Source organism: Stanieria cyanosphaera PCC 7437 (assembly GCF_000317575.1).
Classification (GTDB): Bacteria; Cyanobacteriota; Cyanobacteriia; order Cyanobacteriales; family Xenococcaceae; genus Stanieria; species Stanieria cyanosphaera.
The window spans coordinates 2,643,190-2,667,250 of record NC_019748.1 but is presented as its reverse complement, the minus strand read 5'-3'; the positions used below and the strand labels follow the sequence as shown (position 1 = coordinate 2,667,250).

Annotated in this window: 24 protein-coding genes; 8 read left to right on the top strand and 16 right to left on the bottom strand. The window is 34.0% G+C overall.

What is annotated here, in order from left to right; genetic code table 11:
* Positions 1-93: 93 nt before the first annotated feature.
* From STA7437_RS11555 to STA7437_RS11540, 4 genes are all read right to left on the bottom strand, one after another.
* Complete coding sequence (locus tag STA7437_RS11555) at positions 94-1,869, bottom strand: M61 family metallopeptidase (RefSeq protein WP_015193567.1); 1,776 nt, start codon at positions 1,867-1,869, stop codon at positions 94-96.
* Entirely contained in the window at positions 1,869-2,552 is a 684-nt protein-coding gene (locus STA7437_RS11550) for a Crp/Fnr family transcriptional regulator (protein ID WP_015193566.1), read from the bottom strand. The genes STA7437_RS11555 and STA7437_RS11550 overlap by 1 nt, the downstream gene beginning before the upstream one ends.
* 66 nt (positions 2,553-2,618) lie before the next feature.
* Entirely contained in the window at positions 2,619-3,725 is a 1,107-nt protein-coding gene (tgt, locus tag STA7437_RS11545) for a tRNA guanosine(34) transglycosylase Tgt (RefSeq protein WP_015193565.1), read from the bottom strand.
* Positions 3,726-3,748: 23 nt separating this feature from the next.
* The gene (locus STA7437_RS11540) at positions 3,749-4,192 is read right to left on the bottom strand and encodes a hypothetical protein (protein WP_015193564.1); all 444 of its coding nucleotides are present in this window, start codon (positions 4,190-4,192) and stop codon (positions 3,749-3,751) included.
* 155 nt (positions 4,193-4,347) lie between these two features.
* Between STA7437_RS11540 and cobS the strand changes: the two genes are divergently transcribed.
* Positions 4,348-5,136, top strand: coding sequence for an adenosylcobinamide-GDP ribazoletransferase (cobS, locus tag STA7437_RS11535; protein WP_015193563.1), 789 nt, complete (start codon positions 4,348-4,350; stop codon positions 5,134-5,136).
* Between the two features lie 456 nt (positions 5,137-5,592).
* Here cobS and STA7437_RS11525 read toward each other — a convergent pair whose 3' ends face one another.
* Positions 5,593-6,441 (bottom strand): universal stress protein, encoded by an 849-nt coding sequence (locus STA7437_RS11525; RefSeq protein ID WP_015193561.1) that lies wholly within the window; start codon positions 6,439-6,441, stop codon positions 5,593-5,595.
* A 238-nt stretch (positions 6,442-6,679) separates the two neighbouring features.
* Here STA7437_RS11525 and STA7437_RS11520 point away from each other — a divergent pair, with 238 nt between their 5' ends.
* Together STA7437_RS11520 and STA7437_RS11515 are read left to right on the top strand one after the other, a co-directional pair.
* Entirely contained in the window at positions 6,680-8,140 is a 1,461-nt protein-coding gene (locus STA7437_RS11520) for a folate/biopterin family MFS transporter (protein WP_015193560.1), read from the top strand.
* A gap of 139 nt (positions 8,141-8,279) precedes the next feature.
* Positions 8,280-9,749: a carotenoid oxygenase family protein gene (locus STA7437_RS11515; RefSeq protein WP_015193559.1), complete on the top strand. Its 1,470-nt coding sequence runs from the start codon at positions 8,280-8,282 to the stop codon at positions 9,747-9,749.
* Between the two features lie 67 nt (positions 9,750-9,816).
* On the opposite strand, the gene queF is transcribed toward STA7437_RS11515, so the two are convergent.
* From queF to STA7437_RS11500, 3 genes are all read right to left on the bottom strand, one after another.
* Entirely contained in the window at positions 9,817-10,242 is a 426-nt protein-coding gene (gene queF / locus STA7437_RS11510; protein ID WP_015193558.1) for a preQ(1) synthase, read from the bottom strand.
* 72 nt (positions 10,243-10,314) lie between these two features.
* The gene (sfsA, locus tag STA7437_RS11505; protein WP_015193557.1) at positions 10,315-11,082 is read right to left on the bottom strand and encodes a DNA/RNA nuclease SfsA; all 768 of its coding nucleotides are present in this window, start codon (positions 11,080-11,082) and stop codon (positions 10,315-10,317) included.
* Between the two features lie 47 nt (positions 11,083-11,129).
* The gene (locus STA7437_RS11500) at positions 11,130-12,323 is read right to left on the bottom strand and encodes a tetratricopeptide repeat protein (protein ID WP_015193556.1); all 1,194 of its coding nucleotides are present in this window, start codon (positions 12,321-12,323) and stop codon (positions 11,130-11,132) included.
* Between the two features lie 49 nt (positions 12,324-12,372).
* On the opposite strand from STA7437_RS11500, the gene STA7437_RS11495 reads away from it, so the two are divergent.
* Both STA7437_RS11495 and STA7437_RS11490 read left to right on the top strand, forming a co-directional pair.
* Complete coding sequence (locus STA7437_RS11495) at positions 12,373-13,056, top strand: lecithin retinol acyltransferase family protein (RefSeq protein ID WP_015193555.1); 684 nt, start codon at positions 12,373-12,375, stop codon at positions 13,054-13,056.
* Between the two features lie 244 nt (positions 13,057-13,300).
* Positions 13,301-13,780, top strand: a complete 480-nt coding sequence (locus STA7437_RS11490; RefSeq protein ID WP_015193554.1) for a response regulator — start codon at positions 13,301-13,303, stop codon at positions 13,778-13,780.
* Between the two features lie 184 nt (positions 13,781-13,964).
* Here the strand turns inward: STA7437_RS11490 and STA7437_RS11485 are convergent, their stop codons facing one another.
* The 4 genes from STA7437_RS11485 to STA7437_RS11470 all read right to left on the bottom strand — a co-directional run bounded on the left by STA7437_RS11485 (position 13,965) and on the right by STA7437_RS11470 (position 18,754).
* Positions 13,965-14,378, bottom strand: coding sequence for a DNA-binding transcriptional response regulator (locus STA7437_RS11485; RefSeq protein ID WP_015193553.1), 414 nt, complete (start codon positions 14,376-14,378; stop codon positions 13,965-13,967).
* Positions 14,379-14,442: 64 nt separating this feature from the next.
* The gene (locus tag STA7437_RS11480; protein ID WP_015193552.1) at positions 14,443-15,159 is read right to left on the bottom strand and encodes a Crp/Fnr family transcriptional regulator; all 717 of its coding nucleotides are present in this window, start codon (positions 15,157-15,159) and stop codon (positions 14,443-14,445) included.
* 880 nt (positions 15,160-16,039) lie between these two features.
* Positions 16,040-16,489 (bottom strand): response regulator, encoded by a 450-nt coding sequence (locus tag STA7437_RS11475; protein WP_015193550.1) that lies wholly within the window; start codon positions 16,487-16,489, stop codon positions 16,040-16,042.
* 9 nt (positions 16,490-16,498) lie between these two features.
* Positions 16,499-18,754: an ATP-binding protein gene (locus STA7437_RS11470; RefSeq protein ID WP_015193549.1), complete on the bottom strand. Its 2,256-nt coding sequence runs from the start codon at positions 18,752-18,754 to the stop codon at positions 16,499-16,501.
* A gap of 422 nt (positions 18,755-19,176) precedes the next feature.
* On the opposite strand from STA7437_RS11470, the gene STA7437_RS11465 reads away from it, so the two are divergent.
* The gene (locus STA7437_RS11465) at positions 19,177-19,320 is read left to right on the top strand and encodes a chlorophyll a/b-binding protein (RefSeq protein WP_015193548.1); all 144 of its coding nucleotides are present in this window, start codon (positions 19,177-19,179) and stop codon (positions 19,318-19,320) included.
* A 223-nt stretch (positions 19,321-19,543) separates the two neighbouring features.
* Positions 19,544-20,770, top strand: coding sequence for an MFS transporter (locus STA7437_RS11460; RefSeq protein ID WP_015193547.1), 1,227 nt, complete (start codon positions 19,544-19,546; stop codon positions 20,768-20,770).
* Positions 20,771-20,776: 6 nt separating this feature from the next.
* Here STA7437_RS11460 and STA7437_RS11455 read toward each other — a convergent pair whose 3' ends face one another.
* The 4 genes from STA7437_RS11455 to STA7437_RS11440 all read right to left on the bottom strand — a co-directional run bounded on the left by STA7437_RS11455 (position 20,777) and on the right by STA7437_RS11440 (position 22,984).
* Positions 20,777-21,490 (bottom strand): ROK family protein, encoded by a 714-nt coding sequence (locus STA7437_RS11455; RefSeq protein WP_015193546.1) that lies wholly within the window; start codon positions 21,488-21,490, stop codon positions 20,777-20,779.
* A 150-nt stretch (positions 21,491-21,640) separates the two neighbouring features.
* Positions 21,641-21,868, bottom strand: coding sequence for a hypervirulence associated TUDOR domain-containing protein (locus tag STA7437_RS11450; protein WP_015193545.1), 228 nt, complete (start codon positions 21,866-21,868; stop codon positions 21,641-21,643).
* A 14-nt stretch (positions 21,869-21,882) separates the two neighbouring features.
* Entirely contained in the window at positions 21,883-22,386 is a 504-nt protein-coding gene (locus STA7437_RS11445; protein ID WP_015193544.1) for a DUF4385 domain-containing protein, read from the bottom strand.
* 55 nt (positions 22,387-22,441) lie between these two features.
* The gene (locus tag STA7437_RS11440; RefSeq protein ID WP_015193543.1) at positions 22,442-22,984 is read right to left on the bottom strand and encodes a hypothetical protein; all 543 of its coding nucleotides are present in this window, start codon (positions 22,982-22,984) and stop codon (positions 22,442-22,444) included.
* Positions 22,985-23,642: 658 nt separating this feature from the next.
* On the opposite strand from STA7437_RS11440, the gene STA7437_RS11435 reads away from it, so the two are divergent.
* Positions 23,643-24,059, top strand: a complete 417-nt coding sequence (locus STA7437_RS11435; protein ID WP_015193542.1) for a VOC family protein — start codon at positions 23,643-23,645, stop codon at positions 24,057-24,059.
* Positions 24,060-24,061 lie beyond the last annotated feature (2 nt).

Here is a 24,061-nt window from a genome sequence, read left to right as displayed (position 1 = left end):
GCTTGTTTGAGTTGTAGAGAATGTTGGGAAATTCAACAGTTTAAATTTCTCAGACATCCTCAGCACGATCGCGCTTTACTCTATTAATGTTAGTTAGTTACCTAACCATCCCGATAAATTTTGTTGTTGTACTTCAGAAATATTTTCCATCCGCACAATTTCATAGCGAGTTGGCTGTGGTTGAGCTAGAGTAATAGATAAGGTTTTGAGTTCGTCTTGAGCGAAGACAGTGACTTGAATGATATCACCAACTTGGTAGTCTTTGAGACGTTCATTTAAAGATTGAGAAGTTGCTCTAATTCCATTGAGCGCAAGTAGTTCATGATCGGCATCAATTCCTGCGGTTGCTGCTGGAGAATTGGCTTCAACAAACTTAATAACTTCCTTACTATTTTCTGCTTGTACTTTGATACCCAAATAAGGAACTGGTTCTTCTTCTACAATTGGTTTAATATATAAGCCAAAAGGTTCGAGATATTCGGCAAAAGGTAACTCGGCAGTTGTATAGAGATACTTATTAAAAAAGTCAGTTAAATCTTGTTCGGCAACTGCTGCGATCGCGGTTTGTAATTGTGCTTCTGTAAAACCAATTTCTTGTTTGCCAAATTTTTCCCAAAGCAAACGCATTACGTCATCTAAAGAACGTGAATTATTATGTTTAGCACGAATTAATAAATCTAAAAGTAAAGAAACTAATTCTCCTTTTAAATAATAAGAAATTTGATTATTATCACTATTACTATCACGACGATAAAGTTTGATCCAAGCATCAAAACTTGATTCGGCTAAAGGCTGCACATTTCTACCAGGAATAGTTAAATAACGAGTCAAATCTTTACTAAAATTTTCTAAACAAGTTTTACGATTATAAATACCAGCACGGAGAGGAATTACAACATCATAATAACTAGTTGTTCCTTCGGAAAACCATAAGGAAGTGGTGTAATTTTCCTGTTCGTAATCAAATTTTTCTAAAGCTTGAGGACGAATTCTTTTAACATTCCATAAATGAAAAAATTCATGAGCAACTAATTGCATAAACCGATTATATTGTTCTAAAGCACGAAAACCAAAACGGGGATAGTTTAACGAACAAGAATTTTTATGTTCTAAACCACCATAACCACTACTTGATAAATGCAATAAAAATAGATACTTTTCGTAAGGTAACCCCTGATAGATTTTTGCTTGGGTTGTAATAATTTTTTTTGTATCTTCAATAATCTGTTTTGGATTAGCATTCCCTTGACCCCAAATAGCTAATTGATGAGGTTTACCTAGCACTTCAAAATCATAAATTTGATGTTTACCAATTTCAACAGGACTATCAACTAAAATATCAAAATCTTTAGCTTCAAAAGTATTTTCTTCACCTAAAACTTCAGCTAAAGTTGTAGTTACTTGCCAATCGGGTTGAGGAGGAATAATTTTAACTTTAATTGGTTGTTGTTCTAAGCCTGGGAGCAAGAAAAATAAAGCTGCACCATTAAAATAACCGTGAGTAGCATCTAAATGATTAGTTCTCACTGAAAGTTCATGAGCAAAAACTCGATATTTAACCCTAATTTTTGAACAACTTTCTGTCTTAATCTGCCAGTGATTTTTACTTACTTTTTGACTCACTAAAGTTTGATTATTCTGACTATCTTCAGCCACAAAATCTTGTACGTGCCTGGCATATTCTCGAACTAAATAAGAACCAGGAGTCCACACTGGCATTTTTAAATTTAATATCGCTGCTTGCCAATTACTAACCTCTAACTGCACTTCAAATAAATGAGATGCTGGTTGAGGCATAGCAACTTGATAAAAAATTGTTTCTGTATTGTTTTGAAGATTTTTAGCTTGAATAGTAGTTGTTTGAGTCATTAAAATTTTCCTGCTAAATGAGTTAGTTGTTTGAGATTGATTAAAAATAAAGTGCGATTAACCGAATCAACTTCAATCCAACCGTTATTTTGTAAATTGTCTATAATCTTGTTAATTTCATCAACTTCAATATAAGTCAAATCGGCTAAATCAAATTCCGCAGGATAAAAAATTTTTGTGCCTTTTTCAGATGGTTGACCATAGTTTTCAGCTAAAACTACTAAAATATTAATTAATCTCACCGCAGCAGGCTGATAATGCAATTGACATTGAGTATCTAGAATTCTGAGTCTTTTAGCTAGTAACTGTAACAATCGATGTTGTAATTGATTATCTTGAAATAAAACTTGAATAAATCTTTGTGTAGAAATTTTAAATACTTGAACTTTGGTTAAGGCGATAATTTCAGTTTTGAGAGAAGCAGGATCAAGAATGGCACTTGCACCAAAAAAATCTCCTTGTCCCATAATCAGACGTACAGTTGTTTTCTCTAAAACTATTTGTTGCAATTTTACCCAACCAGAAGCAATCAAATAAACAGCTTGTCCCCAATTATCAACAGTTAAAATTATTTCTTTGGGTTGGTAAGTTTCTGTTGTCGCAATTTTATTTAACCAAGCTAAAGTATGAGGACTAGCACGATCAAATAACGGAAAAAATTGACTACAACTTTGAATTTCCATATGATTATAGCGGGGTTCTCAATGTTTAGATATTACGTCTCTACTGCTAACTTGTCTTTTTTAACACTAATAATCATTTAACCAATAAGAAAATTCTGCGACAAAACGATCGCTTTTAATTGCATCCCTGATTCTTTGAGTAAAACGAATTAATTCAGTAATATTGTGTAGAGATAACAAAATGTAACCTAACATTTCACGCGATCGCACTAAATGATTTAGATAAGCACGGCTAAAATTCTGACAAGTGTAACAAGGACAAGTTGGATCAAGAGGAGTAAAATCTTCCCGATATTGAGCATTCTTAATGTTAATCCTAGTACCATTGACTAAAGCAGTTCCGTGACGACCAAAACGAGTCGGGATTACACAATCAAACAAATCTACTCCTGATGCGATCGCATTTACCATTTCACGGTAAGTACCAACTCCCATCAAATAACGGGGTTTTTCTTTGGGTAACAAAGGTGTAGTATATTTTACGGTGGCATTAATTAATTCTGGTGCTTCCCCGACACTAACACCACCAATTGCATAACCAGGTAAATCTAAAGCTACCAATTTCCTGGCTGATTTGGCTCGCAAATCCAAATGTATCCCCCCTTGAACAATCCCAAATAAAGCTTGTTCTTGAGGACGTTGATGAGCTTGAATACATCTTTCTAGCCAACGATAAGTCCTATCTGTAGAAGCCTCAAGTTCCGATTTAGAAGCATCAGCAGGCGGACACTCATCAAATGCCATAATGACATCTGCGCCTAAAGCATTTTGAATCTGAATCGATTTCTCTGGAGTTAACTCGATCATACTACCGTCTCTAGGAGAACGAAATACTACTCCTGTTTCAGTAATTTTACGTAATTGACTTAAACTAAAAACTTGAAAGCCACCCGAATCTGTCAAAATAGGACGCTTCCATGCCATAAAGCGATGCAATCCCCCTGCTTGTTCGATAATTTTTTCTCCTGGCTGAAGATGAAGATGATAAGTGTTCGCCAGAATCATCTGTGCTTGTGCATCTTTTAGCTGTCTGGGAGTGATACCTTTAACTGTAGCTAAAGTGCCTACAGGCATAAATCGTGGTGTTTCTACCACACCATGAGGTGTATGAAAAAGTCCCACCCTAGCTTGGGTATGACTACAGGATGCTTGACATTCAAAAGAAAATCCCACCTAATTAACTACGAATTCTCCCGCTAAAAATCATCATCCAATTGTACGTCCAAACGAGCAGAAAGAACGTCGGTTACCATTGCTTCAATGGTGGCTGCGTCGATATTTCTAGTTAATATTTGTTCTGAATTTTGAACACAGATGGGAATCAGGCGCAAAATACGATGTTCTTGTACTAAATCAAAACAAGTTTCATCACAAGCAGATTGACTTAGTTGTAAATAATCAAAACTCTGAACATTAATGTAAATACTTCCATTAGCAATTAAGGTAGATTGATTAGGCTCGTTAAATACTTCTAAAATATAGCCTTGTCCTTCACTTTGAAGTTGGCTATCAATACTGTGAAAATAACGCACATGACAAAGATCGTTCAGTAAACGTTTTATGTCATCTTTATTGACAATTGTACCGAAGTCAACTATGCAAGGAGCAGGTTTATTGTTAGATGCGGGGTTAGTACTCATAAATAAGATCTGAGAATTCTACAATCTAAAAATAAGGCTTAATTGCTTGACAAATATTTTTCTTAATAAAGTAGTATATGAAACAATCTTAGCCCAACTTTTCCACATAACTTTGTGAAATTTTAGCTAAATAATTTTTTTGCCAATCATAATTTATGAATTTTATTCGGCTTTTAGTCGAACAACTAACTCGTTCATTAGCAAGTGCAGTAGTTTTTTATACAACTATTCCTTTACCAAATAGCTGGACAGGAGAATGGCAACGTTTGGCTCGTTGGATACCATTAATTGGCATTGGCATTGGTAGCTGTTTAGGTTTGTTGGATTGGGGTTTGTATCAATTGAGCTTTCCTAATTTAACTCGAAGTGCGCTAATTATAACAGCTTGGATTGCTCTTACTGGAGGATTACATTTAGATGGAGTAATTGATACTGCTGATGGTTTGGCAGTAATGGATGCTCAAAAACGCCTAGAAGTTATGAAAGATAGTGTTACTGGTGCGTTTGGAGTAATGGCAGCCGTAATTGTATTAGGTTTAAAAACTACAGCTTTGAGCGAGATCGATCATCATCGTTGGTTAGCTTTAATGCTGGCTGCTGGTTGGGGGAGATGGGGGCAAGTGATTGCGATCGCATTTTATCCTTATCTTAGGGAAACTGGTAAAGGCGCATTTCATCAAGAAAACATTCGTCTACCTCAAGATGTTTTATTGGGATTAGTTTTATTATTAGGAATCAGTGGAATTTGGTGGTGGCTAGCACCCGAACAATGGTTAAGTATTTTAATTGCTTTAATCGGGAGTAGTGCGATCGCACTTGGAACAGGATTTTGGTTGAGGAAGCAATTGGGAGGACATACGGGCGATACTTACGGTGCTGTAGTCGAATGGAGTGAAGCTTTGATTCTTTGTTTGTTGACAGGAATTCTATCTAGTTACAGATGAACAAATGTGCTTAGGTACGTTGTTTTATTTTGATGTGTTTGTAATGATTTTGTTACAAGCTTATTTTAGCTTACTTTACAATATGCTTAAGCTCTATAAGTATTGCTGTTACACTATGACTCTGATTGATTCTAATAAATTTCATACTTTAATTAATACTTTTGGTACTATAGTGTTTGTTTTAACGTTATTGTGGGCTGTTTGGTTCGCTTCTAAAATGGATTAGGCTTTTTAATCTACGTAAGCTAACTAGTTGCGGTCTAAAAAGCAAATTTAATTTGTTATCTTACTTCAATTTTTAAATTCATAAATGCGATCGCTCGTGATGTCAGGGCGATTTTTTTTCAAAAAATAATTCACTGTTTACGTACTTAGGCTTCTTTTGAAGATTGCCAAGCACAGACGAGATCGCTCTTACCATTCCTGATTAGAGCGATTTCTTGCTTTCAAAGAAAATTAGATTTCTTCGTTTCTAGCTAGCAGTACAGGACATTCTGCTTTGACACGGATGTAATCAGACAAAGAACTACCCAATAATCGGTCTAGATCTGGTAAACTCTTCGCGATCGAAGGACGACGTTCTGGAGAACCAAGTATTAACAAATCGATATTATTATCTTCAGCAAGATTACGAATTTGTTGGGCGGGTTTTCCTCCTGTAACTAGGCAACGATAATTGATGCCCATTCTTTTAGCTTTAGCAACAGCAGGAGCTAAAATTGGGTTTTCTTCCATTTCTTGTTTAGAGAAGCTAATATCCGCTTTCAGGTCAGGATTGACGCGAGTTAAAAACAGTTCTGCATCTTGATAACCCTGGAGCAGAAAAAGAGCTAAATCAAGAGCATATTGAGCAGCAGGAGATTTATCCAATGCAACCATTACTCTTTTAATTCGCTTAACATAAATATCATCTTTAACCAACAGCATCGGACGGTCTGTTAGTTGGAAAACGTACTGACTGACCGAATTACTAAGGATCGATTGTAGTTTACCCAATCCTCGCGAACCCATAATAATTAAGTCGGCATTAGTTTCTTCAGCCACTTTTAGAACAGTTGTTTTAGGTTCACCTTCTCTAACTATGCTGGTAACTTTGTTTGCCCGAATACCTAATTTAGTAATTAGCTCTTTGATTTTAGCTTCTGCTTGTTGAGTGCTTTCTTCTTCTTCTTCTTTAGTTGTAGAAGAGACTACTCGAAGAATAGATAGCTCTGAATCTTTTAAAGCAGGAAGCTCGATTAATCTTTTGAGCATATCTTGGGCATTATCTGCTCCCGAATCAGCATATAAAATCTTTTTAAGCATTGCTTAAACCTCAGTAAAACCTCATCATTATCTATTCTTGTCTTTAGATTACTGCTAATGTTGACCTGTCAGAGTAAGGTAGAGTATGAATCTTAACAACTTGGCGGTAAGATGGGCTGAAATTATCTTCAAGCTTAATCTCAGCTACTATAATCAATAAATTTATTACTAACGTTATAAACCGTTATAAGTAGAATTCCCTATCATTAACAATAGTAATAAAACTTAAATAAAGTTTATGAGTGTAACTCAGTTTGAATTAACAGATGTCAAAAAAATCTTGCAAGAAAAATTATTGTTTGGCAACGAACCCACTCCTGAATTGATTGCGATCCTAACCGTTTATTTTGTTCAAGGGATACTAGGATTAGCTCGCCTGGCAATCAGTTTTTTTCTCAAAGATGACTTGGGTTTGTCTCCGGCAGAGGTGGCTGCTTTAATGGGAATTGCTTCTCTACCTTGGATCATCAAACCTGTGTTTGGGTTTATTTCTGATGGTTTACCAATCTTGGGTTACCGTCGGCGACCTTATTTAATTTTATCAGGATTTTTAGGAACTTTATCCTGGATCGGGTTGGCTACCGTAGTTGATAGTGGCTGGAGTGCCACTTTAGCTATTCTTTTAACTTCTTTATCCGTTGCCATCAGTGATGTAATTGTTGATTCGTTGGTAGTTGAAAGAGCAAGAGCAGAATCTTTGGGACAAGCAGGTTCGCTACAATCTTTAAGTTGGGGATGTTCTGCTTTAGGTGGTTTGATTACAGCTTATTTAAGTGGTTGGTTATTACAACATTTGAGTAATAATACAGTATTTGAAATTACTGCCACCTTTCCTTTAATCATATCTGCGGTAGCTTGGTTAATTGCAGAAGAAAAGATTGAGAAAGATGATTCTCAAGACAAATCAGAAAAACCAGTCGTTATAAGTCAAATTGAGCAACTAGGAAAAGCATTAAAACAAAAAGCGATTTGGCTACCCATTGCTTTCTTGTTTCTTTGGCAAGCAACTCCAACTGCTGATTCAGCATTTTTCTTTTTTACTACCAATGAATTAGGTTTTGAACCAGAGTTTTTAGGAAGAGTGCGTTTAGTAACTAGCTTTGCTTCTTTACTGGGCATTTTTATTTTTCAACGTTTTCTCAAACAAGTTCCTTTTCGGATCATTCTTGGTTGGAGTACAGTAATTGCTGCTGTATTAGGAATGACTACTTTATTGTTAGTTACCCATACCAATCGCGCTCTTGGTATTGATGATCATTGGTTTAGTTTAGGGGACAGTTTGATTTTAACGGTGATGGGACAAATTACTTGGATGCCAGTTTTAGTATTATCCGCTCGTTTATGTCCTGAAGGAATAGAAGCAACTTTATTTGCTTTGTTGATGTCGATTTGGAATTTATCTGGATTGTTATCTAATGAAATTGGGGCATTATTAACAGCTTGGTTAGGAATTACAGAAACTAATTTCGATAATCTTTGGCTATTGGTAATTATTACTAATCTTTCCACGTTGTTACCTTTACCCTTTTTGGGTTGGCTACCTGCTACAGATCCTAAACAAATAACGGATAAATCTTTTCCTCCAGCAGAAGCAATGGGGCATCATGCTGCTGGTGCAAACTTGGGACAACCATATATGCCTGATTTAGTACCTGAATTTGTGGCAAATACGACTTCAGAGTTTAATCCAGAACAATAATCTGTTACGCAGTTTAAGTTACTGGTAAAGAAAAGGCAAAAGGCAGAGGGCAGAAGCTTTAAAAGAATATTTAGCTTTCTATGCACATCAGCTTAATTTGATTCTTTAAAAAAATCTAGCCTCAAAACGTTTATTTACAATGGAATTGACTAATAAAAAATCTTACAACAATGAGGAATGGCGACAAGGCTATTTATCTCAACCTAATGAGTACGAATACGAAATTACCAAGATTGACGGAAGTATTCCTGTAGAATTAACTGGAACTCTGTTTCGTAATGGCCCTGGTTTATTAGATATTGGAGGTACACCGATTCATCATCCTTTTGATGGTGATGGTATGGTTTGTGCTTTTTACTTTGACAACGGTAAAGCTTATTTTCGTAACCGTTTTGTTCGCACTGAAGGTTATGTTAAAGAGCAACAAGCAGGAAAAATCCTTTATCGGGGTGTTTTTGGTACGCAAAAACCAGGTGGTTGGCTCAATAATATTTTCGATCTAAAGTTAAAAAATATTGCCAATACTAATATTATTTATTGGGGCGATAAATTATTAGCTTTGTGGGAAGCAGCCGAACCTCATCGTTTAAATCCTGAGACTTTAGAAACGATTAGTATTGATTATCTTGATGGTGTACTGCAACCAGGTAATGCGTTTGCTGCCCATCCCTGGATTGATCCTAGTTGTCAGTTAGATAATGGCGCACCTTGTTTAGTTAATTTTGCTATTGAACCAGGATTATCGAGTAAAATTACTCTCTACGAATTTGCTCCTGATGGTAAGTTGTTGCGTCGTTACAGTCATTCTACTCCTGGTTTTTGTTTTATTCACGATTTTGCAATTACCCCCAATTACTGCATCTTTTTTCAAAATCCTGTTAGTTTTAACCCACTGCCTTACTTATTGGGGTTACAAGGTGCAGGAGAAGGTGTTGAATTTAAACCAAGTCAACCGACTAAAATTATTTTGATTCCTCGCACTCCTCCTCATCGAGAGGTGAAAACTTTTACTATTGAAGCTGGTTTTGTCTTCCATCATGCTAATGCTTTTGAAGTGGGAGATAAAGTTTGTATTGATTCGGTAGCTTATGAAGCCTTACCACAAGTGCAACGAAATTCTGATTATAAAACAACGGATTTTGATGCTTTAGCACCAGGACAGTTATGGCGATTTACAATTGATCGATCTGATGGAAATGTAGAAAAAACTTTAGTTGAAAGTCGTTGTTGTGAATTTCCTTATGTTAATCCCAACCAAGCTGGTAGAGAATATCGCTATCTTTGGTTAGGTGCTGCTCACCATGCTACAGGCAATGCACCTTTGCAAGGGATTTTAAAATTAGATTTGCAGACTGGAGTAAAGCAACTTCACTCTTTCGCTCCTCATGGTTATGTTAGTGAACCTATTTTTGTTCCTAAACCTAATGCAACTAAAGAAGATGAGGGTTGGGTAATGACTCTGGTTTATGATGGAGCGAATCATTATTCTAAGTTAGCGATTCTTGATGGAGAAAATCTTGAAGCTGGCGCAACCGCTATTTTACATCTTCAGCATCATATTCCCTATGGTTTGCATGGCAGTTGGTGCAATCAATATTTTGGAAAATAAAGTGAAGATGATTGATTAAGGAAGATAGAGATGGATCAATCCTCTCATCTCCTTATTTTTTTATACCTTAACTTTTTCTTTGACTTGGGTTTTCGCTACTTCCATCTTTGCAGTGATTTACTTCAATCACGGTATGAACATTACCTCTGGGATTAAAGTCTCCTTTAATGGTTAGTTTGAGCGGGTCACAAGCAGCCACAAAGTCGTCTAAAATTTGATTAATGACTTCTTCATGGGAAATATAGCGATCGCGATAGCTATTAATATAAAGTTTGAGAGCTTTTAATTCAACTACTTTTTCATTAGGACAGTAGGCTATATAGATAGTTGCAAAGTCTGGATAACCAGAAAAAGGACATTTGCAAGTAAATTCTGGCAAAGTAATATTAACTTCGTAAGTTCTACCGATTCTCGGATTTGGAAAGGTAATAAGTTCTCCTTCGGCAATCTGTCTTTCGCCATATTTTACATTTGAGGCTGTTGATTGAGTCATAAATTTTTGATTTTGTATTAAGTTATGTAAATTTTTTTTAGTATATCAAGTAATTAAAATTTTAAAATTTTTTTAGATTGAAGGAGAGCTATTTAATAACTGAGCTTTTCCTAAATAACGAATACCTTGGGGATTAATTTCAAAGCGGTAAGGTAACATTTCTACACCAGCGATAACTGCTTTTCTGAATAATTCTCCATATTGAAAATCGTAATTATCTCCAGGTGCAAAACTAAGACAATCTCCGCGATTAATAAAATACAACATGACAGGTTGAGCGGTTGGTAATAAGGCGATTAATTCTCGCAAGTGTTTTTGTCCGCGAGTGGTAACAGTATCGGGAAATAAAGCTATTTTTCTTTGAGTAAGAGTTACGTTTTTGACTTCTAAATAGATAGGAATTTGTTCTGAAGTTCCTGTTAATAAAAAATCAATCCTACTTTTTTGATCTTGACCATAAATAATTTCTGAAACTATTGTTTGATATCTGCCTGTTAGTTCAGTAAAAAGATTTTGGTGTAGAGCAAGTTTTACTATTTTGTTTGGTAAGCCAGTATTAATTCCTACCCAAGTATTATTTACTTGAATCATTTCCCAAGTATAAGGTAATTTTCTTTTAGGATTATTACTGGTTGATATTTGAACTAAACTTCCAGGTGTACATACTCCTGTCATCGGACCGGTATTTGGACAATGGGCGGTGATTATTTCTCCTGAATTGAGTTGAATATCGGCAAAAAAACGTTTGTAGCGTTTGATTAATGTACCTGAAATTAGTAAAGGATATTGATAAATATAATCGGTTTTTTCTAAACTATTTATTAATTGAGAATCGCTCATTACTATTAACCTTTTGATTTTTTGGGGGAAAATTGAGAATTACTTAATTACAGATTAATACCAATTCCTTTTAAACCTTGACGTAATTTTGTAGCTGCATTGGGGTTCTTAGTTTGATGAAGATTGATCGCTTTTTCAAAAGTTTCTAAACTTTCTTTCAGATAACCAGCTTGATAATAAACTACTCCCAAATTTTGATATGCATCGGCGTTATTAGGTTCAAGTTCAATTGCTTTTTGATAAGCTTTGATTGCTTCGGGATATTGTTTTAATCCTTTTAAAGTCATGCCTAAATTATAATACGCGATCGCGAGATTGGGATCGAGTTTTAATACTGCTTCGTAGAGTTGTTTTGCTGTTGTTAATTTGCCAAGATTTTGTAGTAAACCTGCTAAATTAATATAACCACCAATTTTCAATTTGGGTAAAATATTTTGAGAAATTGCTTTTTGATATTGTTCTTGAGCTTTGGCAAAATTACCTTGTTTAAGATAAGCATTACCAAGACTATAATACAGTTCGTATAAAACTGGTGCTTCGGCTTGATTAGATTTTAAACCTTGTTTGAGAAATTTTATTCCTTGTTTTATTTGACCTATTTGAATGTATAAAGCTCCGAGTTTACTACAAACATAAGGGTCATAAGGATGAACTTCGACAAACTTTTCCATCATTAATCTGGCTTTAGTATACTTATCTAGCGAGTTGATTGCTTCAGCTTGATAACCATAATGAAGAATTGCGACTGGATTTAAAGTAACGATATTCCAATGTGATTCTTGTTTTAAAATTTCGATGACACTATCATCAATTAAAGCGTGATAAGGACGAGTAAATTTAATTAAGTTGTGGCGACGAAATAATCGAGAAACTAAAGAATAAGGAGATTGAGATGCACCAATTTCTTGACGCATTAAATTAATGACTAAATTCTTCGGATCTGCCATTAATTGCTTTAGTTGCGGGACTATTTCTGGTACTAATGTTTCATCCGCATCCAAAACTAATACCCATTCTCCTTGAACGTATTTTAAAGCTTCATTTCTAGCAACAGCAAAATCATCACACCATTTCATATGGTATACTTTAGCTCCCCATTCCTCAGCTACAGCAACAGTGCGATCCGTCGAACCAGTATCCAAGACAATCATTTCATCTACCACATCTTTGACACTAGCTAAACAACGAGGTAAAGCATTTTCTTCATTACGAGCGATCGCACATAAACTTAATTGAGTCATTGTCTGTTATTAATCAATTAGAACCTTATCAACACCAATACCTTATCCTATGGCAAGAGGCGATCAGATTTACGTATACAGAAATTTTTATAATTTTGATGGTATCTATCAACATCACGGTATTGACTGCGGTGATAATACAGTTATTCATTACCGCAAACCCAGTGAAATAATTGAACGGACTTCTTTGAATGTTTTTACTAGAGGCAATCCGATTTATATTAAACAATATGTTGAAGGATTTAGCTTTATAGTTGATGTAGTAGTAGAAAGAGCAGAAAGTAGACTAGGAGAACAAAAATACAATCTTTTATTTAATAATTGTGAGCATTTTGCTACTTGGTGTAAAACTGGTATTAGTGATAGTAAACAAATCAGAGATTTTATTCCTGTTATTGGTAGATTAAATACCGATCAATTCTACGAACCAATTAAAGAAGCTTTATCAGGAAAAGATCCTAATAATTCTGAACAATTATTAGATCAAGCTTTAGGAAATTTAAAAAATGCTTGGGAGAGAATTCAACCAGAATATAAACAAGTTCGTCAAGAAATAGATACTTGGACTAAAGTTGCTCAAGCAGCAGTGCAAAAAAATCGAGATGATTTAGCTAAAGCTGCATTGATGAAAAAATGGAACTATCAAAAAAGAGCAAATGAACTAGAAAAACAATTAAATGAAGTTGCCAAGTTAACAGAAAATTTAATGCTTAATCGTCAAAACTTAGCTTAATACATTTTGAGTTTGGATAGGGGTTTGGCAGTGCCAAACCTATACATAAATATTTTTAATGAAATTGGATTAATTTTTGTTAAGATGTTTGTTCGTAATCGTACTGAAATATAAACAAAAATTGTTCAACATAAAAATAATATTGTTGAGCTAAAGTATTGAGATAAAACAAATTTAAATTGATTCAGCCCCTCATTATTTTTGCTAATCGTAATAACTATAAAAAAAGCACAATTTTATTAAAATGGTACCGATAAAACTTTTGCTTATTGATGATAATCAAGATAATATAATCTTGATCGAAGTTGCTCTTCAAAGAAATACAAACTGGACAGTTTTAACGGCTTCAAATGCAATAGAAGGAATTACCAAAGCTGAAGTAGAAATACCAGATGTAATTTTGTTGGATTTAATTATGCCCGATCTAGATGGTTTAACTGTTTATGATATTTTAAAAAATAATTCTTTTACCCGTACTATTCCAATTATTTTTATTACAGCAATGGTTAGCACAAAAGTTTTAAATGAATTAGAAGCTACTGATGTTGCAGGAATAATTACTAAACCTTTTAATACGGTTACCTTAGCCTCTGATATCTCGAAAATGTGTGGCTGGAATTGGAATATTTTTGAAAAGAAAAACAGATTGAAAACTTGGGAAATATGCGAGGACGAAAAAAAAACTAATAATTTTAATTTTCGGATAGTTCCCTTCTTGATATAGCGTTTCTCATATTGGTAAGGTACACCATTACCAGTTACTAATTACTAATTATGAGAGATGAATAATCCACATAAGCGAAGCGCACTAACCATAGGTCTCAACTATCAACCATTAACGCTCAATCAGTATCGAACGGATGTACCTGATAGAGCGTGAGAACTGCTATAAATTGGTTGGGATTAGGTTAGTTGGTGTTAATTCTTAAACAAAGGCGAGCCACAAGAGCGAATAGTTGTTGAGCGTCTTCAAGGTAAATAATGTATCTATTATCGTCGATTCTTGCTTCTGTTCCTTCTAAAGCAGGTGAGTATTGTTCTGCTATAATGATGGTTGGTATTTTTGGAGAAAGCCCAGTTTTTTCATCAATACGTTGTATAATTTTTAAGCAATCTTCTAGAGACATTTTGGCTTGATTAATTACCAATAAATTAGGACGTATTTCTTGATTATTCACCAGCCATTCAATAGCATTTTCTTCATCTATGGCTGCTAGTACTCGATAATTGCGATCGCGAAGATTTTCAATTAATAAACGACGAGTTTCATCATCTTTTTCTAGTAATAAAATGGTTGGTATTCGCTCTGATGAATAACTCATGTTTGTTCTTTTGGGTTAAAATAAAAATTATTTATTGTTCAGAAAAAAGAAAAAGCTGGAAGATTTAAGAAACATACTTGTGTTTAATTCCCAAAATGCGCTCGTATTCGCTTCTAACTACTTTAAAACACTCACAAGAACATTGTTCTAATTTTTTTTGGTTAACAATTGAGATTTCACTGCGACAATAACGAATACAACCCCGCTCATAAAGTTTTTGGATAGCTAGAGTAACTCCAGGACGATGTACTCCCAACATATTACTGATAAACTCTTGGGTTAAATATAGTTCATTTGAATCAACAAGGTCTTGAGCTTCTAGTAACCAACGAGCTAAACGTTGTTCGATTACATGAAGACGGTTGCAAGCAGTGGTTTGGCAGATTTGAGCGATAAATGCTTGAGTATATTGCAACATGACATCACGAAACTGCTGGTTTTGTTGAAATATTTCTCGCATCAGAGACGCTTTGATTTTGAATGCTGCACCAGAAAGCTGGACAATATATTCTGTTTGTGTAGTTTCTCTGCTACCCATCAATGCATTGATTCCTAGTACATCACGATTGCCAACTATACCAGCTTCTGCCGTAGCACCGTTGATCATCGTAATAGTAATAGAGAGAAGACAGTTAATCGGAAAATATAGTTCTTTAATTATGTCACCAGGTAAATGCAGTATTTGCCCTTGACACAAACGAACAAGCTGTAAATGAGGTAAAATTTTTTGATAATCAGCCTCTGATAAAATGTCTAGCAAATGGTTTTGTTTAGGATTCATTTCATTGGTTCAGTTTGCATCATTATTTAACTAAATGATGGTTAGAACAATTATGTTATGTTTAAAAAAACCTAATTAAACAGAGGTGTAATACAGCATTTCTTAATTGAATTGAACACACATATAGCAGTACAAGTAAAGATTATGACTTTACATTCGGTCGTGGGGACGATTGGCGCTCTCGCCCTTACAAAATTTTTCTCTCCTAACTTTTATTACGTAACTCTATAGTATTGAAGTCAGAAGATTACTCGGCGATAAATCGATTAAGATTGATTTTAGTAGGTTGTTAAAAAATTAAAGCTAACGTTGAACAATATTTTTGTGAGATTGCTTTATTCATAGCATCGCTAGCGCGAACCCTGACTGTAGCCGAAACCACAATTGTAAATTGTTCTTTAATCGATAATAATCTTATTGACACTCCCCAATTTGCTACCCTGAGATTGAGGATTTTTGGTTTATAAAATGATGAAAGTATTTAATCAAAGAAAAATAAATAGTTATTCTAGCAATACAAATTTTATTTAACTAAATTTAATTAAATACTAAATGAAATTATTTGCTGTTTTTCCTGCTTATTTTTTTCCTCAATTCAATATTAATAAAATTTTTGTTTTAGTTCTTCTTTCTAATGATAGAGATGCATATTTACTAAAGTAGCGCACCGAAATCAATTAATTGCTCAAAGAAGACTTTAATACTAATTCTCAAAAGTAACTGGAGACTTAATTGAACCGAATTTCTGACATATCGTTATTTCAGTCTTGTTATCTATCTAGCGACTTTTGATAAACGGTATAAGTTAAAAATCTAGCATAATGACTAGCTATTTCAATCTCTTGTTTCACTTTCTTGATAATGTTCTTCTGAAGGTAACTTATTTTTGTTTAGGAAGAGTAACAACTTCAAACCAATAATCAATCAGAGTTTGGACTGCTTTTTTTAATTTATAGGTATTGAGAGGTTTAATAATATAACTATTTACTCCCTGACGATAACAAATTTCAATATCTTTAGGATTAGAAGAAGTTGTAAAAATTATGATGGGAATAGTTTTAAATTCGTGATCTTGTTTAATGTGTTCGAGTACTTCTCTCCCGTCAGTTCCTGGTAAGTTGAGGTCAAGTAAAATTAAAGCAGGAGGTTCTACCCAAGTAATATCTCGATATTCTCCAGTACGATACAAAAAATCTAAGGCATCATCCCCATCGATGCAGCGATAAACGGGAATATCCAAAGAAGCTTGTCGCATTATTCTTCCTAAAGCTTCAAAATCTTCATCGCTATCTTCGACTATTAATAATGATTGTTTTAAATTGTCAATCATCAACACTCCTTATTGTGGGATAGTGAAATAAAAAGTACTACCTTGACCATAAATTGATTCAACCCAAATTTTTCCAAAGTGGCGTTCGACGATTTTTTGAGCGATTGTTAAACCAGCACCCGTTCCACCACCATAGCGATTAGTAGGATGAAGACGTTTAAAAATACGAAAAATTACTTCTTGATGTTTTTCGCGGATACCAATGCCATTATCTTTAATATAAAACTGCCAATCAGACTGCTCAGGTAAAACTTCTTCTTGCTGCCAACCAATTTCAATTGATTTGACGGGTTTGTCATTGTATTTAATTGCATTAGTAATTAAATTAGTAAATAATTCTCCAATTTGAATGCGATCGCATTTGATTGTAGGTAAGCGACGAGGAATAAAAATGTCTATTTGTTGTTCTTTAAAAGAAATTTTGATTGTCTCGATGATGGGATTTAATAACTGATTGAGATCAGTTTCCTTTAAAATTAGTTCTACTCTGCCTAAACGAGAATAATGCAACAAAGAATTAATTAAATTTTCCATCCTTTGGGTTAATCGCATCAAGGTTTGTAGTTTAGAGACACCATCTTCATTGAGTATAGAACCGTAATCTTCAAGTAAAAAGCTAGAATAGTTATGAATACCTCTGAGGGGTTCTTTAAGATCGTGAGAGGCAAGATAGGCAAAAGCATCTAGTTCATTATTGCTGCGGGTTAACTCTTGATTAATTTGTGCTAATTCTTCTGCTTTACGAAGAACAATCCCAACAATATTGTTTTTCAGTTCGATTGCTGCTTCAATTTCGCATCTTTGCCAAGGTAATGCTTTTAATTGAACGGTTTCTTGCCAAAGTTCAAAAGATTTACGAGGTGATATCCTTAAATTATCTTTTTCAGATCTTTCTACAGGTTTATGAGGATTTCCACCCCATTTAACAGTTTGAATCACTTCGGGACGAAACCACATAAGATAAGTTTTTTGGACTTTAGAAATGACTAAAACCAATAAACCACTAGCAACGTCTTTGATTTCTGTAGCAATTGGATATTGTTGAATTAATTGATCGGTATAAAAAATAGTTTCATTCTCAATTTTTTCGCTTACCCAATTCCATAAAGCTTGAATTTGTTCGGATGAAGGAGTTTTTCCTCTAGTAGTAATTGATTGATTGAGGCAAATTGCTACTCCTTGTGCATTTACCAGTTGCAGTAAATGATCATTCGTTGCTAGTAAACTATCAAGTAAATTTTCACTTTGAGAAATTGATTCGACTAGCTTTGCTTGTAAAGACTTTAGTTTGAGTTTGTAGTCAAGATTTTCATTGTCTTCTTTAGAAGTTAATTCTAAAGACATTATTTGTCCAAGAAATTCACAGATTGTACGAGTTTCGTAGCTTATATATTTGGGAGTAGAATGATGACAAGCAATTAAACCCCAAAGTTGTTGGTCTTTAAGTAAAGAAATCGACATCGAAGCTGTCACATCCATATTATTTAAATACTCGATGTGAATAGGTGAGACACTTCGTAAAACCGACAGACTTAAATCCAAGGGTGCATTAGTTACTGGGTTAAGTAGAGGCGTTAATTGTGCAGGTTGATAATTTGCATCGGGAATGATTCGCAACAAATTAAGAATATAAAGTTCTCTTGCCTGTTTAGGAATATCAGAAGCAGGATAATATAAACCTAAATATGGGGTTAATTTTTCTGTTTTTGCTTCGGCAATAACTTTTCCTGCACTTTCAGAATTGAAGCGGTAGATCATGACTCGTTCAAAACCTGTAATGCGCTGTATTTCTTGAGCAATAATCTGAGTAAGTTCAGTTAGATTAGATGCATTCTGAATTTGATCGAGAGGTTTTTTTACTAAATTATGAAAACTAAAAAAGTTCAGTTCTTTGGTTGAGTTAGTTGGTTCTAATTCTAAAATAACAGTGTCATCTAGTGAACGATGAACAATTCCGTTGAAATGCTGCTGTTTAATCTCTAATTTAAGAGGATTAACCTGACTGAAATCTTCTTCTAGACATTTTTGAATTGTTTTAACTTGTTGAAGATCGAGTAATTGAAATAAGTTTTTTCCTAGTAATTCTTGAGGTTGATAACCTAATAACTTTTCGGTGTTGTTACTAACCTGAATAATGATCAAATCTGAGTAATTGAAAGCAATTAATACACCATGAGGTTGAATTGAACCAGGAATATGAATCGGTTCGCGATCGCAATTATTTAAATCTAAGGTTTCTGCGTTAGTCAAATTGTAAGAATTCATAAGTTGAACTTCGCGATCGCTATAAACTTTGTTCAATAGTTTACTAAAATTTAAGTAATTAATATAGCAATTTTTATTGAATATTTCGAGCCGAAAAGTAAAGTAAAAAGTTTCTGCTCTATTTTCAATTTTATACGAAATCCAAGCAGAAGCTTTAAAGCAGCAACATCCTAATGTCTATAGCATTTCTCATCTTGGTAATACACCATTATTAGTTACCAATTACTAATTATGAGGGATGAATAATCAACATAAGCGAAGCGCACTACCGTAGGTCTCAACAAAAACCCATATCGAACGGATGTACCTCATAAAGCGTGACAACTGTTCTACCACCTCTATCTTCAGACAGAAGCTTAATGTTCAAAAATCTAGTTAAATTGTCATTGAATGGAAAATTGTAATTTTTAAAGTTTAAATTTATGCAAAATCGAAAACCTAAATTAGGATTTACTAGATTTGCTGAAATTTGGAACGGTCGTCTAGCAATGTTGGGTTTTGTGAGCGTAGTCTTGATTGAGTTAATTACTGGTCGAGGCATTCTTACTCAACTAGGTTTAATCTAAAAACAATTAATCAGTTTTTTTGAGATAAAATCAATTATTAATTTGGAATAATTTTCATCAGCAAAAGATAAAATACGCCCTTTTTTTAGTCACTTCATTCAACAGTCCAGCTAAGGGTAAGGAGGAAGCTAAAGTTAGTTAAGTTTAAAATAACTTTGCTTCCTTTTTTTTGAGAAAAATTAATTTTTTATTTATAATATTTTTGGTTATTTTATCTATCTAAATGAAAGCCAACCAAAACCTAAAGTCTTCTTCACTACCCCCTCAATATTGGCTTATTGCTTTAATCGCTTTAATTAATTCAATTAGCTTTACAATTATTATTCCTTTACTATATCCTTACGCAAAACAATTTGGCTTGAGTGATTTTGAAGCTAGTTTACTAACTACAGCTTATGCAATTTCACAGTTTTTAGGTACACCAATACTAGGAAAATTAGCTGACCGCTTGGGTCGTCGACCGATCCTGATTATTAGTTTAGCAGGAACAGTAGTTGCTAGTTTACTTGCTAGTGTGGCAACTGTAGCATGGTTATTATATGTAGCGCGTATTCTTGATGGTTTAACTGGCGCTAATAATTCTGTAGCTCAATCGGTTATTAGCGATATTACTACTCCTGCACAACGTCCCCAAGCTTTTGGAATTTTTGGAGCTATGTTTCGTTTGGGTTTTGTGATTGGTCCTACTTTAAGTTATCTCGCTCAACAATTACCTACTTTACCAGGAATTTCGTCTTTAGGAATGAGTTTTGTTGTAGCAGCAGCGATCGCAACTTTAGCTACTATTTTAACAATTTTTTGTTTACCCGAAACTTTAACAGTCAAACAAAATTTTCACTTAAGTTGGCAAGATTTTGACTTTGGCAGAATTGCTAAATCAGCAACTAGACCAAAATTAGGACAATTGTTTATTTTAACTTTTTTAAGTGGTGCTACTTTTACAATTTTTACTTTTGCTTTTCAACCATTTTTTCTCAATGTTTTGAATCAAAATGCGAAAGGATTAGCTATTGTTTTTGCAGTGATTGGTATGTTGGGATTTATTGCTCAAGTATTTATCGTTGAACCTCTTAGAAAAAGATTTAATTTAATTAATATTTTGTCTGTAGCTTTATTAATTAGAGGAATCACTTTTTTATTAATGCCAACTTTTCCAAGCCTAACTGCATTTGCTATTATTATTACTATTTTTGGCATAGCTAATTCTTTTCCCATGCCTTTAATCGATTCAGTTTTATCTCTTAATACTGGTAGAGGGGAACAAGGAGAAATATTAGGAATTAATGCTTCTTATCTCAGCATGGCTAATGCCATTGGTCCAGCTATTTCTGGTATCTTAGTTAGTATTGACTACAAAACACCTTTATGGATTACAGGTGCATTAACGATTCTTACCGCTTGGTTCGCTCTCAATCTCAAAACTCAATTTAAATGCGAACAAAAAGTTTAATGAAGTTTAATTTTGCCACAACTTAATCCCACCCAATAACCCTGAAATATTAGGAATAACTACCACACTTTCAGGTAATTGAAAATTAATATTTTTAGCTTCACCACCACCGAGATAAAGTGTATTGTAATTAAATAGATGTTCAAGATTCGCGATCGCTCTTTGAAGACGATTATTCCATTTTTGTACACCTATTTTATTTAAAGCTGCTCTACCCAGTTGTTCTTCATAGGTTTCTCCCTTGCGAAAAGGATGATGTCCCATTTCCAAATTAGGAACTAATTTACCATCAATAAATAATGCCGAACCAAATCCAGTTCCCAAGGTTAGAACTAATTCTACTCCTTGTCCTTTAATTGCGCCTAAACCTTGAATATCTGCATCATTAGCAACTTTGACAGGTTTAGCTAAAAGTTTTGATAAAGCATCACCTAGATTAAAATTTTCCCATTGCGGATCGAGATTTACCGCAGTTTTTGTAATTCCATACTGCACAACCCCAGGAAATCCTACTGCAACTCGCTCAAATTCTCCTTGTTCTGAGGCTAAACTAGCAATAGCATTAAGAACTGCTTCAGGAGTAGCTGGTTGAGGAGTTTTAACTCGACTGCGTTCAGTTATAGTCAATCCTTGCTCATCTAAAACTATAGCTTTAACGCCACTACCGCCAATATCTACTCCCAAAGTGCGGATACCTTGCTCTGTTTGATTGCTATTCATGTTTAGCTGTTTGTAGTGAGTAAAAACTGAAACTACAATCCTAAATTACCACAAATCGAGACTCAAAAAATAGATTGATTCTTAAGATACTGATTAAGCGTTAATGGTTGATTGTTAATTGATAAAAAATACTAGAGTTATCTAAAAACGCTAAACATCTCCGTGATTTAGTTCATTTCTGAGTTTCAAAACTTCTGTTCCATCTTCTTGTTTAATCAAATAAGCTGGATTTTTTCTTGAACCATCCCGAGTAACTTCGCTACCTTTAATAGTCTTGGTAATTTTTTCTCGAAAAATTTCCTGTACTTTTCCTTCTGCTGTACCTTTTCCCCATTGCCAAGTTACACTTGACCCTTTTCTAATTTGTTTTTCTCCCATGATTGCCAATTATTTTAATTAGTTTTTACTTCGTACTGTTGTTTGTGTTTTTGTAATAAAATTTGATATTTTTGATTGGCTTTAGCTTCCAGCCATTTAGATTTAAAAATTTCTGCTGATTGAGCTTTAATCGGGTCAAATTCGTAAGGTAAAATGTCTTGACGCGCTTGTTTTTCCTCTAACTCCGAGGAAGTTTTTTGAGGATTATTTCGATATTTTTTGCCATTTTTATGATTAGCATAGCGACGAGAGCGAGTATAGCCCATTTGCAAAAATTTTCTTGCCATATCTGCTCCGATGAAATCATCGTTTGCTAAATAATCAAGAAAGAGGTGATAAATTTTTTCACTCGATTCCTTCGCTATTTCTGGAGTTTTAAACCGCCAATAAGGCAAGATTTCTGATTTGTACGGTTCTACCAATAAAACTCCTTGCTCACCTTTACCAACTTTATATAAATCAGGGCGGAGACGGAAATTAATTTGCTCGAACTTAAGCGAGTAATCAAATTTAGACATTATTGCTCAAAATAACCCTGTCCAAAAATCATTTCTGAACAGGGATAAGACTTTTTTAAGTTAAATCTGGGAGGTTTTCTTTGACATTTTCGGCAGCATTTTTAGCGTTTTCAGAAGCTGTTTCTAAATTGCGTTGTAAAGCACGAGTTCTTTCTTTAGCTCCTTGAGTTAGATCTTCTTTGGTTTGTTCAAGATTTTTCGCTGCACTATCGGTAACGTTATTAACGTAGTCTCCTACATTATTGTATTTTTCATCTCTGAATTTTGATTGCTCTACTAAAGATTTAGATTGAGCTTGTACGTTAGGATTGTCATAGCGAGGATCATCATTAAAAAGATTCATTCCGCCCTGGGGAACTTGAGTAGTCTGAGCTTTGAATTGTACGTCACGTTCATCATCAGAAAAGACATCTTTTCTGTTTTGAGAAACTTGATTAGTGTCATAATTCTTAGATAATGATTTTTCTACACCACTAGGAGTACTAGCAACATTACCTTGTCCACAAGCGGTACTCAATACTAATAGTGAACCAGCTAGAAAAATAATAAATATTCGATTTAAATTCCAAGATTTGACTTTTTCAATTAATTTTTTCATGTTTTTACTCCTTAAGTTTGTGGTCTAGATTTAAATAATGATTGACATAATCATTAGCTAGTAATATTGATGACTCAATTATTTATAACCAAACCTTAGTTTCAATAAACAAAAATAAAGTGAAATAAAATAAATTTTAGACCACAAAATAACTTTTGTTTTTTGCTTATATCAACCAATTCTTTGATTATTTGTCATCACACAATCTTAAAGATATGAGAAAAATTTTATTTACGCCTCTATCACAAGTTGAATTTAAACTTATTTCAATCTCTGACTAAATATATATATAAAAAATCTTAAACTGATTCAATATTAATTAAATTTATAATTATATTTTAGAATCAATCTCCTAATGAAAGACCATTTTTAACTAATTTCAAGCAAAATATCCTTAATGACTTAGCTAGGGCTAGTGGAAAACTAATTGCGACCGCTTTAGATACAACACACATAAATTAAAGCAGAGTAGTCAATGTAGAGATAAAAAAATAACCTAATGATAAAACAGTAGCATCAACAAAATAACATAGAAAATGAGTAGACAAAATTATTAATAGATCAAGCGCACTGCCAAAGTTGCTTCAAAAAGAATACTATAAAATAAATTTTATAGCATACTAATGTACTATTATATTTTGTTTAAGTTGGTATTGAAATGACTGATATTGGACTTACTCACATCGCACTTCCTGTCTCAAATCTTGAGCGGAGTATCAAATTTTATTCAACCTATGCTAAAATGCGAGTTGTTCATCGCCGTATCGATGCAGAAACTGGCGTTGCCGTAGTTTGGCTGAGTGATCATACTCGACCTTTTGTAATTGTTTTAATTCAAACTGATTCTGTACATCCTATTCTTTCCCCCTTGGCACATTTGGGTGTTGGTTGTCCGAGTCGCGAAGATATAGATATTTTATGTGAAAAAGCGCGCATCGAAGGTGTATTGCTCGAACCACCAAAAGATTCTGGATATCCAATCGGTTATTGGGCTTTTCTGCAAGATCCAGATGGTCATACTCTTGAACTATCTTATGGGCAAGAAATTGGTCATACCGTAGAAAATGCTTATTAAAA